13 protein-coding genes and 1 other annotated feature are annotated in these 14,111 nt (G+C 39.8%); of the genes, 4 read left to right on the top strand and 9 right to left on the bottom strand.

Annotated elements, in window-relative coordinates:
- Positions 1-183: 183 nt before the first annotated feature.
- Positions 184-432: a binding site (T-box leader), on the top strand.
- Between the two features lie 70 nt (positions 433-502).
- Positions 503-1,327 carry a hypothetical protein gene (locus tag ACQKMH_RS15230; RefSeq protein ID WP_427588320.1) on the top strand — a complete coding sequence of 275 codons (825 nt, stop codon included), beginning with the start codon at positions 503-505 and terminating at the stop codon, positions 1,325-1,327.
- Positions 1,328-1,683: 356 nt separating this feature from the next.
- Here the strand turns inward: ACQKMH_RS15230 and ACQKMH_RS15225 are convergent, their stop codons facing one another.
- Entirely contained in the window at positions 1,684-2,337 is a 654-nt protein-coding gene (locus tag ACQKMH_RS15225) for a YczE/YyaS/YitT family protein (RefSeq protein WP_427588319.1), read from the bottom strand.
- Positions 2,338-2,339: 2 nt separating this feature from the next.
- On the bottom strand, positions 2,340-2,780 hold the full coding sequence (locus ACQKMH_RS15220; RefSeq protein WP_427588318.1) for a GNAT family N-acetyltransferase: 441 nt from the start codon (positions 2,778-2,780) through the stop codon (positions 2,340-2,342).
- A gap of 127 nt (positions 2,781-2,907) precedes the next feature.
- Here ACQKMH_RS15220 and ACQKMH_RS15215 point away from each other — a divergent pair, with 127 nt between their 5' ends.
- Entirely contained in the window at positions 2,908-3,360 is a 453-nt protein-coding gene (locus ACQKMH_RS15215; protein ID WP_427588317.1) for a MarR family winged helix-turn-helix transcriptional regulator, read from the top strand.
- A gap of 274 nt (positions 3,361-3,634) precedes the next feature.
- Here ACQKMH_RS15215 and ACQKMH_RS15210 read toward each other — a convergent pair whose 3' ends face one another.
- Both ACQKMH_RS15210 and ACQKMH_RS15205 read right to left on the bottom strand, forming a co-directional pair.
- Positions 3,635-4,252, bottom strand: a complete 618-nt coding sequence (locus ACQKMH_RS15210) for a DNA-3-methyladenine glycosylase (protein WP_427588316.1) — start codon at positions 4,250-4,252, stop codon at positions 3,635-3,637.
- A 116-nt stretch (positions 4,253-4,368) separates the two neighbouring features.
- The gene (locus tag ACQKMH_RS15205) at positions 4,369-5,934 is read right to left on the bottom strand and encodes an MDR family MFS transporter (RefSeq protein WP_427588315.1); all 1,566 of its coding nucleotides are present in this window, start codon (positions 5,932-5,934) and stop codon (positions 4,369-4,371) included.
- Between the two features lie 286 nt (positions 5,935-6,220).
- Here ACQKMH_RS15205 and proC point away from each other — a divergent pair, with 286 nt between their 5' ends.
- Complete coding sequence (gene proC, locus ACQKMH_RS15200) at positions 6,221-7,027, top strand: pyrroline-5-carboxylate reductase (RefSeq protein ID WP_427588314.1); 807 nt, start codon at positions 6,221-6,223, stop codon at positions 7,025-7,027.
- An 86-nt stretch (positions 7,028-7,113) separates the two neighbouring features.
- On the top strand, positions 7,114-8,481 hold the full coding sequence (locus ACQKMH_RS15195) for an FAD-binding oxidoreductase (protein WP_427588313.1): 1,368 nt from the start codon (positions 7,114-7,116) through the stop codon (positions 8,479-8,481).
- Between the two features lie 352 nt (positions 8,482-8,833).
- Here the strand turns inward: ACQKMH_RS15195 and ald are convergent, their stop codons facing one another.
- From ald to ACQKMH_RS15170, 5 genes are all read right to left on the bottom strand, one after another.
- A complete protein-coding gene (ald, locus tag ACQKMH_RS15190) occupies positions 8,834-9,967 on the bottom strand; it encodes an alanine dehydrogenase (protein WP_061461855.1) in 1,134 nt (377 codons plus the stop codon).
- A 198-nt stretch (positions 9,968-10,165) separates the two neighbouring features.
- Complete coding sequence (locus tag ACQKMH_RS15185; protein WP_427588312.1) at positions 10,166-10,987, bottom strand: EcsC family protein; 822 nt, start codon at positions 10,985-10,987, stop codon at positions 10,166-10,168.
- Positions 10,988-11,035: 48 nt separating this feature from the next.
- Positions 11,036-12,292 carry a PucR family transcriptional regulator gene (locus ACQKMH_RS15180; RefSeq protein WP_427588311.1) on the bottom strand — a complete coding sequence of 419 codons (1,257 nt, stop codon included), beginning with the start codon at positions 12,290-12,292 and terminating at the stop codon, positions 11,036-11,038.
- 131 nt (positions 12,293-12,423) lie between these two features.
- Positions 12,424-13,422, bottom strand: coding sequence for an inorganic phosphate transporter (locus ACQKMH_RS15175; protein ID WP_427588310.1), 999 nt, complete (start codon positions 13,420-13,422; stop codon positions 12,424-12,426).
- Between the two features lie 15 nt (positions 13,423-13,437).
- Entirely contained in the window at positions 13,438-14,058 is a 621-nt protein-coding gene (locus ACQKMH_RS15170; RefSeq protein ID WP_053344716.1) for a DUF47 domain-containing protein, read from the bottom strand.
- Positions 14,059-14,111: the final 53 nt, after the last annotated feature.

The following is a 14,111-nucleotide window of genomic DNA, read 5'->3' as shown; positions in this document are numbered from 1 at the left end:
GCAGCTCTATTTCTTATGGAACCAAAGAATCCCAGGTTCGGCGCTTACTCAACTAACGGGGGATTAGGAGCCTATTCTAACTATAGGGAAGGAGAGGAAAAGGGAAATCAATAACTTCCTTTGATTTACCATTGATTTTTTTTCTGATTCGTATAAAATAATGTCTAAATAATCAGATTTCATTCAAATTCTATGAAGAGAACGAGTACGTTATTGTTTCTGATCCAAAGAGAGCTGGTGCTTGCTGAAAGCCAGTGTTCAGATAATGCCGAAAATCATCTCTGAGAAGTAAAGTCGAAGTTTAGTAGGCTTTATCGGTTCCCTCCGTTACAAGGGACAACGTATGATCGTACGTATGTAAAGGGTAGTAAGGTGTTTTTTAAACATTTTATTAAACAAGAGTGGTACGCGAGTTTCAATCTCGTCTCTTACTGAGACGGGATTTTTTGTTTTTTAGCTGTTTTTTTACAACACAAATTTAAGAGAAGCGGGTGAACGCATTATGAAGACGTTACTATTTGTAACAGATTTATACTATGAAGCAAAAGGGAGAAATTATTACGAGGAGGATTTATATCTTACTTCAAAACTTCGCGAAGAGTTTCATTTATTGATCTGCCATCCTGAAGACATTGAAGCATTTGAAGACCATGCTGATTTAATTGTCTTCCGAAATGCAGGTCCCGTCGCGAATTTTAAAGACAAATATGAAGCATTCCGAACCCGGATTGTTTCGAAACATTTAAAAACCTATAATTCGTTTAATGGAAAGGCTGATATGAATGGAAAGGAATACTTAATTGAACTAACCAATGAACATTTTCCTGTTATTCCAACAATTGATACGCTTGATTTCCTAGAAAAACTATCTAACGTAGATACGTATATCGTAAAGCCAAAGGATGGAGCAGATTCTATCGGGATGGAATTTATTACGAAAGGTGAATTGAGTGAAAAAGTTGATGCGGAGTCAAAAAATACATTGGTACAGCCATTTATCAATTTTGAATATGAAGTCTCATTTTATTTTATCAACAAGGAATTTCAGTACGCCCTTTATGCACCTGATAAAAAGAAAAGATGGAAATTAAAAGAGTATGTATATACCGAAGAAGATTTAGCCTTTGCTAAACGATTTATCGATTGGAATAATCTTGATTGGGGGATTCAAAGAGTTGATGCTTGTCGTAATGAGGAAGGGGAACTTTTATTAGTCGAACTAGAAGATTTAAACCCCTATCTTTCCTTGTCAGAAGTATCTGATGAAACACGAGACAACTTTGTAGAAGCAATGAAAAAATCAATACGGAAAGCTCTTCAATCATAAATTCCCATTCTGTATGGGTGCATTACTTCTATTGAAGTGCTGCACCCTTTTTCTTTTAGAGCTTAAGGGGCAGGATTGTGGAATAAGTAAAACCATTCTAGATAGAATGGCTTCAGACTGTATACAAACTCGATAATAATGGAGTTTGTATACAGTTTTTTTTGAGGGTTTTAAAATTCAAACGTTTCTTTCCACTGCAGGCACTCGCTTTCCGCGGCCCTCGGAGGAGTCTCGCACACCCGTTCCAATCATCTTTGTTTTACAGTTAGATAGAAATCCTTTTGCCTACAGTCTTTTTTGTTTAAAAATAGAAGTAGTAAAACTTGAGGTGATACGGATGTTTTCTAAACATGATTCTATTCATCGAGATCAACTTGAAATGATGGTTTAGAGATTTTTATTGTGAGGTTGCTTATAACCTTTTCAATAATTGGCATGAAGTAATGCAGAATCGGGCCACCTAAACAAACGGTTAATAGAGTCCCAATGCCGATTGGTCCATTGAAAATGATTGCCATTGTCAAGAAGAGGAGATAAATTAATGTTTTCGAAAACAGAATATTCATTTTAGTTAAATCTCTAATTATCAACATGAAACGGTCAACAGGGATAGGCGCAAAATTTGTTTGTAAGTAAATTGCAGTTCCTAGTCCTATAACGATTAAACCTATTCCTAAACAAACAAGTTTACTGAACCACTGTTCTGGATTCAACAAAAGATGCAAGATGAAAAGCCATATATCAATTGCAAGACCGGTAATAAAGGCTGTTAGCAAACCCAAAAACTCTGGTCTTTGCCTTTTTAAAAACGAATTACAGAATATCATCATAAATGCCAGTATGACTTCCCAACTTCCTACAGTTAGACCCACTTTTATAGATAGACCGACCAAAAGTGCATCAAATGGTGAGGTTCCAAGGTCAGATAGGATAGTTAAAGAAATACCAAGGGTTAATATCAAGATTCCTAATCCATAAAAAATATATTTCGCTTTTCTCAATCTTTTCATAATTATTTAGTAGATAATTCTTTTATCATTAAAATATGAGGAATACCGTCTTCCATAAATATACTTGATGAAGTCTGATAGCCAAGTTTTTTATAAAAGCCCTCTGCCTGTGATTGCCCGTGTAATCTAACCCGGGATATACCTTTATCTTCTGCTATTTCTTCCAACGCTTTCATAATTACTTTTCCAAGACCAAATTTACGGTAAGGCTCTAGGATACAGATTCTCTCCAATTTACCAATGTCATCAACCCATCTTACTCGTCCAGTTCCGACAGGTTGTTCATTATAATAAACTAAAATGTGTTCAGAGAGCTCATTTAGTGTGTCGAATTCATCAAACTCATCTTCTAATGGTACACCCTGTTCTTCAACGAAGACTTCTTTCCTGATATGAAAGGCTTTTTTTAAATCGTTAATCTGTGTTATTCTTTTTGAATCCAATTTTTTCAGTCCTTTCTAGATTTAATGAATCAGACCAGTCATAATTAATGATAGCCATTTAATAGTATAAGTTAAATAAACTTTGTTGTAAATGCAACAAAAACAAGTGTATTAAGGAGTTTTGTAAATGACGGAAATTCTCCGTGAAATCGGAATGATAGCCAGGTCTTTAGATTCCATAAGCAATATAGAATTTAAAGAATTTGACCTTACAAAAGGGCAGTATTTATACCTTATACGAATATGTGAGAATCAAGGAATCATCCAAGAAAAATTAGCAGAAATGATAAAGGTTGACCGTACAACGGCAGCTCGTGCGATAAAAAAACTCGAAACTCAGGGTTTTATTGAAAAGAAAAGTGATGAAAATAACAAAAAAAATAAAAGGCTATTTCCGACTGAGAAAGGTGAAAAAATTTATCCTTTATTAATGAGAGAAGGAGAATATTCCAATTTGGTTGCATTATCTGGATTTTCCCCTGAAGAAACAGAAACAATCTTTACTCTTCTTCAAAGGGTTAGGAAAAATATTGAAGTCGATTGGGAATTCGTAAAAAAGGGAAACAAGAGAGAATATTGATGAAGCTAATTGATGAGCCTTCATCAAACAAGCAGTGCTTTACTTCAATACGGAGTTGCTTCGGCAGCTCTTTTTGGAGGGGGTGGTTGAAGAAGGTAATGCTATCGAAGGCAGGCACTATTGATCAGCTTGTATTTTTAAAGCATACAATAGTAGCTGTTATTTCGGACATCGTTAAATCCCCTCCACATTTGGTTACAAACCGGCATGTAGCTTGTATCCTTTTACACTGTGTAAGTATAGAGGGGATAACATCTCACGGGAATTTTTGGGATCATCCTTTTTTTATTAAATTCTTGCGAGATATAAACGGGTTGTCGGTAACCCAAAATCGCCACGGATAATCTTTTGCTTCCCCAGAGTTGTCAATTCCGACGCGGGGTCCGCTGGATATGTGTCCAGGCTTTTTTCCATCAGCAAGATAAAGCGGAGGACTCGTAAATGAACGACCATAATCATCCATAGTGATGCCTAGTGCTTTGGTTAACTTCCCAGGTCCATCCGTCCATTTACGAATATCGGCAATTCCGCGTCTTTCCTGCATTAACTCAAGCCCTGAATATGGTTCCACAGCTCGGATTAAAATGGCCTCCGGCTTCTCAGGCCCGCCGCTTACGACATTGACCAGTGTATGTGTATGCATGACGTATGTATATATCAATCCGGACTTACCGAACATCACATCCGTCCGTTTTGTCCGTCTATTTCCAAAACTATGTGCAGCCCTGTCAATAGGGCCCATATAGGCTTCGGATTCAACAATGAAACCAGAAGCGGCCCCATCCGGTGTTTCTTTTACGATCAGGCAGCCGAGGAGGGATTTTGCCAGTTCTAGCGTGGGCTGCTCATAAAAATCCGCAGGTAAAATTGAAAGGTTATTTATCTTGTTCATAGTATCACTCCAATTAGTCTCTTATAGGTAAAATTCCCTTAACGCTGGAAAAGAAACATAGGAATGCATGGATTAAAAAGACCGGCTGATCTATTCAGCCGGTCCCGAGTTTATTATTAACCTAATTCCTTTTCCGTTTCTTGATCTTTTTTGATTCTGCCGGAGCCCACGGAAAGTGCCACTAATATTCCTGCGGCAACAAAAAAGATACCTGTGACAAAAACACTGGAAAATGCATGGATCCAAGCATTTTCAATTGATTTTAAAAGGACATTACTGACCTCTGCCGGCATTTTAAGGTGTTCAGGATAAAGCATGATGTTGAATAACGCATCCGTTTTATCGGCTAACGCTTTCAGTGCCTCATGCAATATAGGGTTCTTTTGGCTTACGACCGCATCATCCATATTTTGTTGTAGATTATGATTCATGACAGCATTCAATATCGTGATGCCCATCGTTCCTCCTATTGATCGGAAGAAGGTTGAAGCCGCTGTAACAGACCCTAGCTGTGATTTTGGGAATTCATTTTGCACGGCAATCATCAATGTCGGCATGACAAGACCCATTCCGATCCCAAGGATGGCCATGAATGAGTAAGCAGTGAAAATAGTCGTACTATCGTCCATCGTACTCATTAGGAAGAAGCCGAGCGTCGCAAATGCCATTCCAAAGGTAAGCACGGTACGAAATCGGAATTTCAACAGTAACCGCCCGCCAATGATGCTGGAAAGAATCATACCGATCATCATCGGAGTCATGGTCGATCCCGCTTTTGTCGGTGAAACTCCCAGTACGCCTTGCATGAACAGTGGGACGAACATGATTGCCCCGAACATGCCAAGGCCCAGCAAGAATCCCAAAATATTCGTAGTGGCAAAAACTCTATTTTTAAAGAGGGATAAATCAAGGATCGGTTCAACTGCTTTTCTTTCAAAAATAATGAATAGGGCAATGAAGACGAGGGTGCTGCCGAAAATCAAGAGAGATTCAAGTGATTTCCATTCGAACTTATCACCACCGAATGTTAAGCCCAATAATAACAGGACAATACCAGGAATCAAGGTGAAAATACCAAGATAATCGATATTCACTTTCTCTGATTTTCGAATGCCTTCATGTTTCAGCCCGACATAAATCAAAATGGCAGATAATAAGCCCGTCGGTACATTGATCAGAAAGATCCAATGCCAGCTGATATGGTCAACGATCAGGCCACCCAGAAAAGGACCAATGACAGAACTTAAACCAAAAAGGGCTCCGAATACACCTTGCCATTTGGCTCTTTGTTCTGCAGAGAATATATCTCCTATAATCGTTTGGGATAGTGGCATGATCATCCCGCCGCCGATTCCTTGCAGCCCCCTATAGATGATTAACTGCTCCATCGAAGTGGCCGTGGCACATAAAAACGAACCAATCGTAAAAATGATCGTGCCAATCAGGTAGAGGGAACGCCTGCCATATAAATCAGATAGCTTTCCAACGATCGGTACAACAGTCGTAGAGGCTATTAAATAGGCAGTCGTTACCCATGCGAAGATGGTAAAACCATTCAATTCCCCAATAATAGTCGGCATGGCCGTTCCGACGATCGTCTGTTCCAATGAACTGAAAAACATTCCAATGATCAATCCAGTTATGACAAGCTTAGTATTAACTGCTCTTTTCTCCATTTGCATACCATTTCTCCATTCCTTGAACTTTATTCCTTATTTGGTTGTGACCAATAGGTCAAAATTATAATGCTGAAGTGACCATTTAGTCAATGGTTTTTTTTCGCTAAAAAAATCCATTGCATGAAGGAGTGTTTCTATGGAAAAGTTGCAGATTCGCCCCCATATCATCTTTATTAATTCGATTAGAATACACTAAATCCTTCCTGAAGATTCTCTAGCGTGTTTCCAATTACCAAATCCGATATAATAAGAAGGAATATAGATGAACTTATGATTGGAAGTGTTAGATATGAATAAAAAAGTCGGATTTATAGGATGCGGTAAAATGGGTGAGGCAATGCTTGAGGGCATGTTGCTTGCAGAGGTCATTTCACCTGATGGAATCATGGTCAGTACAGCAAGTATGGAAACTAAAACTAAAATCACCACGAAATATAAGGTTAAAGGTTCTTTGGATAATAAAGACGTTGCCGGTTTTGCCGATTTTCTCTTTCTAGGAATTCAACCTGCCATGCATAAACAAGTGCTTGAAGAAGTGAAGGGATATGTGAAAGAAGACACAGTGATCATTACAATGGCGGCTGGGATCACTATATCTCAAGTGGAGAACAATGTCGGAAAAAGAGTGAAGGTTGTCCGGACGATGCCAAACACCCCTTCCCTTGTCGGAGAAGGTATGACGGCTATAAGCCTAAACGATGAAATTACAGATGCTGATCTAGCAGGTGTGACGGAACTGCTGAATAGTTTCGGGAAAACGGAAATCTTGCAAGAAGATTTGATGGACGCTGTACCGGCTATAAGCGGTTCGTCACCTGCTTATGTATACATGTTCATTGAAGCGCTTGCTGATGGCGGGGTTCGTGATGGCATTCCGCGAAAGCAAGCCTACAGAATGGCAGCGCAGGCTGTTATGGGAGCGGCTAAAATGGTACTTGAAACGGAAAGACACCCAGCGGCCTTAAAGGATGATGTTTGTACGCCGGGTGGTTCAACGATATCTGCGGTCGCGTCTTTAGAAGAGAGTCAGCTTAGGTCCAGCATTTTACAAGCAATGAAGGCCTGCACGGATAAAACGAAAGGGATTGGCCAGTAAAGAAGGATGGATTGCCTACATGTGGGCAGTCTCCTTTTTCACCAACTATTATCAGAATGTTTTGTGAAAAAAGAGGGGGATGCAGAATGAATAATTATATAGAGGAATTAAGGAAGATACTGACGGAAGATCAAGTAACGGTGAATGAAACTTTATTGGAGCAGCACAGTCATGATGAATCGTATCATACTCCGCACCTACCAGACATGGTCATATACCCAAGAAATACGGCAGAAGTGAGTGCAGTCATGCGTTATGCCAATGAACATGAAATACCGGTCATTCCTTTTGGGTTGGGATCAAGTTTAGAAGGGCATGTCGTTCCTGTCAAAGGCGGGATTTCCCTGGATTTGTCCTTGATGAATCAAGTTTTGGAAATCAGGGAACATGATTTTTTAGTGAAGGTACAGCCAGGTGTGACAAGGACGCACCTTAATAAAGAATTGAAAAAATATGGTCTGTTCTTTTCCGTGGATCCTGGGGCAGATGCGACTTTGGGCGGGATGGCAGCTACGAATGCAAGTGGGACGACCTCAGTCAAATATGGGATAATGCGCGATCAAGTCAGGGATTTGGAAGTGGTTCTAGCGAACGGTGAAGCGATCCATACCGGAAGTTTAGCGACAAAATCATCTTCAGGCATTCATTTGAATGGTTTGTTTGTCGGCTCGGAAGGTACGCTTGGTGTATTTACTGAACTGACTTTAAAGGTATACGGAATCCCTGAAGTCACCATGGCAGGGAGAGCCTCTTTTCCAACAGTCGAGCAGGCAGTATCTGCGGTCAATGGTATCATGCTTGCTGGCATCCCGATTGCACGAATTGAATTGGTTGATGCCGAGTCCATAAAAAAAGTTAATCAATTCATGGAAAAATCCTATGATGTCAAACCTACTTTATTCCTTGAGTTTCATGGGAATTTCGCAGGACTAGAACAGGACGTCAAATTCGCTAAGGAAATCGTAAGTGATTTTGGCTGCGAGGATATCCAGTTTGAAACGGATTCAAAGGCACGGAATGCTCTGTGGGAAGCCCGCCATAATCTCGCCTATGCTTTCATTCACAGTGCCCCGGGTAAAAAGCTGATGGTGACCGACGTAAGTGTACCACTTCATGAATTGTCGGATGCCATATTGGAAACAAGGAAGAAAGTCGAGCAATCCAAAGTGGAGGGAGCGATTGTAGGGCATGTAGGTGATGGGAATTATCATGTATTGTTCATGATCGATCTGAAAAATCCTGAAGAAGTTCAAGAAGCGAAGAGGATAAATGAAGAAATCGTTGAATATGCATTAACAAAAGGCGGTACATGTACGGGGGAACACGGGGTAGGCCTTGGAAAATCGAAGTATCAGCGAAGGGAGCATGGAGCAGCGTACGATGTGATGAAAACGATCAAACAGGCACTGGACCCGAAAGGAATAATGAATCCCGGGAAAATTTTCATAGATTAAAAGAGTTTCATGATGTTAGGTGAGTAATAACTTAAAACAATGAATGAGGATCACTTGCTGAAAGGACAGACTTGCCCCCTATTATATGGGGGTAAGTCAAAAACGCCAAATATTTCATGTAATTAATCGTCTTAAATATGATTTTCTTCTTTAATTCGTGCCATCTCCTGAAAAATCGACTGATGTTTCGACCTATATTTGGAAAATTCGTCCGTTCGTGCTGATAATTCGACCTAAATCCGGAAAATTCGCCCCTCAACCCGATAATCCGCCCCTCAACCAAAAAACTTCATGAGATTTCGGATCAAAAAAAGACTTCAGACACGATGTGTGTCTGAAGTCTTTTTTTTGATTAAGCGTTAATGTTGTTTGGGTTTAAGGCGTTTTCAACACTTACGTAGTTGTAGCCTAGGTCTGTTGCAACTGCCTCGAACGTGATTTCTCCGTTCGCCACATTGACGCCTTTTGCAAGGGCATCGTTTTCAAGGATCGCTTTAATGGCACCTTTGTTTGCGATTTGCAGTGCGAAAGGTACTGTTACGTTCGTTAAGGCTACTGTAGAAGTTTGTGGCACCGCTCCTGGCATATTGGCCACTGCGTAATGCACGACTCCGTGTTTTACATAAGTAGGATTATCATGTGTTGTTATATGGTCAACTGTTTCAAAGATACCGCCTTGGTCGATTGCAACATCGACAATGACTGAACCTGGAGACATTGATTTAACCATTTCTTCAGTAACGAGCTTAGGAGCTTTAGCACCTGGAATCAATACAGCACCGATCACTAAATCAGCATCTTTGACTGCTTCAGCGATATTATAAGGATTTGAAATGAGTGTAGTCAGCTCATTTCCGAAAATATCATCAAGTTGACGAAGACGGTCAGGACTTAAGTCAAGAATCGTAACATCTGCGCCTAATCCAATTGCGATTTTAGCTGCATTCGTTCCGACCATACCTCCGCCGACGACAGCCACTTTACCACGTTTCACTCCAGGAACACCGCTTAATAGAATACCTTTTCCACCGTTATTTTTTTCAAGGAACTGAGCACCGATTTGTGCAGCCATGCGTCCTGCCACTTCACTCATTGGTGTCAATAAAGGAAGTGTACGGTTTACTGCAACCGTTTCATAAGCAATGGCCAAGACACCGCTTTCTTTTAGTGCCTGTGCAAGAGCCGGTTCAGCTGCAAGATGCAAATATGTGAAAAGAATCAAATCTTTACGGAAATATTTATATTCAGATGAGATAGGTTCTTTTACCTTCATGATCATTTCTGTGCTTGACCAAACGCTAGCAGCGTCCTCGACTATAACAGCACCAGCTTCTTGATATGATTCATTTGTAAAACTGCTTCCTAAACCTGCATTCATTTCGATTAACACTTCATGTCCCGCATTGACTAATGCTACAACCCCAGCTGGAGTGATCGCTACACGGTTTTCATTGTTTTTAATCTCTTTTGGAATTCCTATTCTCATCTTAATCCCTCCAATAATATGTTTTACTATTTGTATCACAAGTATAGTTGGAAAAAGAAATAGTTAGTATGTGGAAATCAGAAAAATGAAAAAGGTGTATTTGTGGAATTCCACAAACGCAGTTTCAATAAACATAGACTTGCAGGGATAAAGACATTGATTCATATCAATAATGTTAGAAATCATAACAATGGATTTTTAATTCTTTGGACTCGGTTCATGAATGCGTTCTAAAATCCGTCTTTTTTTATAAAGCATGATTCCCGTTTCGGCCATATCGGCAATCATGGAACGATTGGTAATGGCGCCAAAAATCATTCCGGCAACGGGCACCATTTGCAAAAGCTTTTTCCAGCCGAACTGATCACGGTATGTATAAACGACCTCTCGCCATCCTTGCAGTTCGGATGCAATTTCCCTTTTTGATTCGGACTCAGGCAGGTTCATTTTCGACAATTCATTTAATAGGGCTTTTTTTCCGACAATATCCGATGTGGTGAATTGTAGACATTTGACGATGAAAATACGCTCTTCGCGGTCACGGGGATCGAATCCATACGTGATGGCGATATCCTGAAGTGTTTTGATCGACATTCCCAGAAGAAGGGGGATGTCGACGGCCAAGGTGAAAATTCCGCCTATACCGGTAGTGGCACCTTGAACCGTAGCCAACTTACTGCCTGAATTTTTAATATCCTGACTCACGCTATCCATAATATGGAGCGGTAGGCTTGAAACATCTTCTAAGGTTGTAATATTGAACTCGGGATTCTTGGCCTCCAGCAGATTTAAAATATGGGCTTCTTTCGTTAAATATTTTCCGCCCGTCTGAATATAGCTCCCTAATTCATCGAGCATGACACCCAATTTTTTTTGAATGAATTCCGGTGTCACCTTGTCCAATAGCTTAAATGGGAGTCGCCCAATCCGTTCCCAAAACCATAGCCCTTTCTGATCCTTCTCCCATTTTTCAATGATTTTTAATTCCTTCTCAAGTTCTTCTTTAGTTTCCCGTTTCATTTGATCAACCTTTCCACACATCTAGTATTCCAGCCAGGAAATAAATCATTAATTTTTCTTGGAAAATTCATCATATTGATTAAGTTTAATATTAAGAAAGAGGGATATTTTTTGAACCGGGTCCTTTAACCGGATATTTCCCACTTCTGAGATCCTTTTTAATCGGTAATTCAATGTATTCACATGGATATGAAGATTTCTTGAAGCTTCATTTGGGTTGCAATCTTTCTCTAGATAAACCGTGAGTGTTTGCAGCAATTCTGTTTGGTTTTTCATGTCGTATGCTTTTAACTTAAGGATGGAAGGATGAACACGGCGCTGTTTGTTACTTGCAAGTGCTTCAATCATTTGAAACATGCCAAGTTCTTCATAATGTAAAATGAGTTTCATGTCATCAGGGAAAATATTTTTCATTTTTAGGGTGTATTGGGCTTCTTCGTAACTTGATTTAACATCCAATAAGTTTTTATACATATTGCCAGCCGTTCCAAGGATATGCTCAACACCGAAACGCCGTTTCATCTCCAGAATGAAGAAGGGAATGAAATCATAAATCGATGAAGTGAAAGAAGGGCTGTTTTCCTGGTTGGCTCCTGCGAAAAGAATGAGCTTGTTATGGTCAATGGCAAATAAGGAACTGTTTATCTTTTGAGTAGTCGTTAACATATATGAAATATAGCGCTCCACTTCGCGATTGATTTCTTTAGGAAATTCGAATACCAATATGGAAAAAACCACGGGAACATGGATGGAGAACTTCGTGAAATTTTCAATTATTTCGGATTCTTCTTGGTAGTGACCGGTCAACATTCGCCAAAGGAACTCTTGATGTCCTGCTTCTTTCCTTTGTTTTTTCAATTGCAATTGCTGCAACTGATTCTTGGCCTCCTTGGCAGCGAATTGCAGAAATTTCATATCTTCTTCGGAGAAAGGTTCATTTACTTCCAAAGCCCAAATGAATCCAAGGACTTCATTATTTTTTCGAATGGAAACCGCAGCCCTGTTACCGAGACCGACATCATTGATGGCCCCAATTTTAATGGGGGCATCTTCTTTCAATAAAGCGGGGATGAAGCCATCTTTCCATAAACTGTTGATGACCTTTTCAGGGACACGTCTTCCGATAATGGTCATGATACGAGCTTGATCCGTAGTATCATCGTGTGTGCTATAAGCAAGTAAGCGGTGGTTACCGTCCTCGATTGTAATGGGGCAACCTAAAACAGAACTGATCCTATCGGCAAACTCCATCATATCTCCATAAAGGTCTTTAAAAATATCTCTATTTTTTTCGAATTCCTTCATATTCATTTTGCCCCTCGCTAAAAAAATTCCTTCTCCTTGAATTTTAAACGATTTTCTATGAATAAGCATAGATAAATCCTTTGTTAAAACAAAAAATCCCTTCCGGTTGAAACAGGAAGGGATTTTTTAATTTAGAATATGAAATTAATCAAAAGATAAATCAAACCTGCTAATGTTGCCGAAATCGGAATGGTAATGAACCAAGTGATGATCATTCTTTTTGCCGTTCCCCATTTTACGCCCTTGACACGATGGGCAGATCCAACTCCTAGGATTGAAGAAGAAATAACATGGGTTGTACTGACTGGCATGTGTATAACGGTCGCGCCGAAGATGATGAAGGCTCCAGTTAAATCTGCTGCAACACCATTTACCGGACGAATCTTCATGATTTTGCCGCCAACGGTTTTAATGATTTTCCATCCACCAACGGAAGTTCCAAGTCCCATTGCTAACGCACAGGAGAATTGAACCCAGAAGGGGATATCGGCATTTGATGCATAACCGTTTGCGATAAGGGCCATCGTGATGATCCCCATCGCTTTTTGAGCGTCATTCGTTCCGTGGGTATACGATTGAAGTGCGGCAGTAGCAATCTGTATTGTACGGAATTTTTGGTTTGTTTTAGTCAAGTTATTGTTTTTAAAGACGACTTTAAAGATGCTGTATACGATAAACCCGATTGCAAAAGCAATTAGCGGGGAGAAAATCAAAGCTTGAAGGATTTTCATGAAACCTTCCCATTTAATGCCGGCGAAGCCTGCTGCAGCGATGGCGGCACCTGCAATCGAACCAATCAATGCGTGGGAGGAACTGCTTGGGATTCCGTAATACCAGGTAAGAAGGTTCCATATGATTGCTGCAAGAAGAGCAGCCAAAATTACATATGAACCATTCGGAAGCGTGAACGGATCCACGATATCCTTCGTTATGGTCTTCGCTACGCCTGTAAATGTCATAGCTCCGACGAAATTCATGATGGCAGCCATGATGATGGCATGACGAGGCTTCATGGCCTTTGTTGAAACAGCAGTCGCTATTGCATTTGCAGTATCATGGAACCCATTGATAAAGTCAAATGCTAAAGCAAAGAAAACGATTAATATTGTTAAAATTAATAAAGTATCCATTTATTGGGGTACTCCTTAGGCGTTTTTCATTATGATTGTTTCAAGTGTATTGGCCACTGCTTGACAGTGATCGGCGATCTCTTCAAGGCTTTCATATATTTCTTTATATTGAATGATCCTGATAGGATCCTTTTCAACAGTAAATAAGTTTTTGATCGATTGACGTTGAATTCCGTCGCAAACTGATTCAAGATCTTTAATTTTGATTGCATTTTCACGAATCATTGGTAATTTTTTTGTGGATAGTGTATCGACAGCTATTTCAATTTCATACGTACATTCTTTGATGGCATCCACAAATTTAAGCATATACTCATCCGCATTGACAATGGAGTACATTTCGAATAATGCGGCACAGTGTTCTAAACCGTCAATGACATCATCCATTCTCATGGTTAATTCAAGGATATCCTCGCGTTCGATAGGAGTGATGAAGGCATTGTTCAGCTCTTTAATCACGTTATGAACCATTGAATCGCCTTTATGCTCATAATCTTTCATGGTATCTGAAAATACCTTTAGATCAGAGATGTTTTTCAATTTATAATCCGCGAAATAGTCAGCACCTTCTTTAAGGTTTTGAGCGATGTTGAAAAGCATTACTGCGAATTTGTCTTTTTTTGATTTAAAAGCCATGTTAAAGCCTCCCAATTAGTCATGCAAATTTACGCACTTCAGTCGTACGCTTA

This window comes from Peribacillus sp. NPDC097895, assembly GCF_050277555.1.
Taxonomy (GTDB): domain Bacteria; phylum Bacillota; class Bacilli; order Bacillales; family DSM-1321; genus Peribacillus.
Note: the sequence above shows the minus strand (reverse complement) of the source record. Positions and strands in the feature narration are given on the sequence as shown.

What these genes read in the sequence shown, in the direction of transcription:
- ACQKMH_RS15230 (WP_427588320.1), top strand. Translation starts at nt 503, where the DNA reads ATGAAGACGTTACTATTTGTAACAGATTTATACTATGAAGCAAAAGGG.
- ACQKMH_RS15225 (WP_427588319.1), bottom strand. Translation starts at nt 2,337, where the DNA reads ATGAAAAGATTGAGAAAAGCGAAATATATTTTTTATGGATTAGGAATC.
- ACQKMH_RS15215 (WP_427588317.1), top strand. Translation starts at nt 2,908, where the DNA reads ATGACGGAAATTCTCCGTGAAATCGGAATGATAGCCAGGTCTTTAGAT.
- ACQKMH_RS15210 (WP_427588316.1), bottom strand. Translation starts at nt 4,252, where the DNA reads ATGAACAAGATAAATAACCTTTCAATTTTACCTGCGGATTTTTATGAG.
- ACQKMH_RS15205 (WP_427588315.1), bottom strand. Translation starts at nt 5,934, where the DNA reads ATGCAAATGGAGAAAAGAGCAGTTAATACTAAGCTTGTCATAACTGGA.
- proC (WP_427588314.1), top strand. Translation starts at nt 6,221, where the DNA reads ATGAATAAAAAAGTCGGATTTATAGGATGCGGTAAAATGGGTGAGGCA.
- ACQKMH_RS15195 (WP_427588313.1), top strand. Translation starts at nt 7,114, where the DNA reads ATGAATAATTATATAGAGGAATTAAGGAAGATACTGACGGAAGATCAA.
- ald (WP_061461855.1), bottom strand. Translation starts at nt 9,967, where the DNA reads ATGAGAATAGGAATTCCAAAAGAGATTAAAAACAATGAAAACCGTGTA.
- ACQKMH_RS15185 (WP_427588312.1), bottom strand. Translation starts at nt 10,987, where the DNA reads ATGAAACGGGAAACTAAAGAAGAACTTGAGAAGGAATTAAAAATCATT.
- ACQKMH_RS15180 (WP_427588311.1), bottom strand. Translation starts at nt 12,292, where the DNA reads ATGAAGGAATTCGAAAAAAATAGAGATATTTTTAAAGACCTTTATGGA.
- ACQKMH_RS15175 (WP_427588310.1), bottom strand. Translation starts at nt 13,422, where the DNA reads ATGGATACTTTATTAATTTTAACAATATTAATCGTTTTCTTTGCTTTA.
- ACQKMH_RS15170 (WP_053344716.1), bottom strand. Translation starts at nt 14,058, where the DNA reads ATGGCTTTTAAATCAAAAAAAGACAAATTCGCAGTAATGCTTTTCAAC.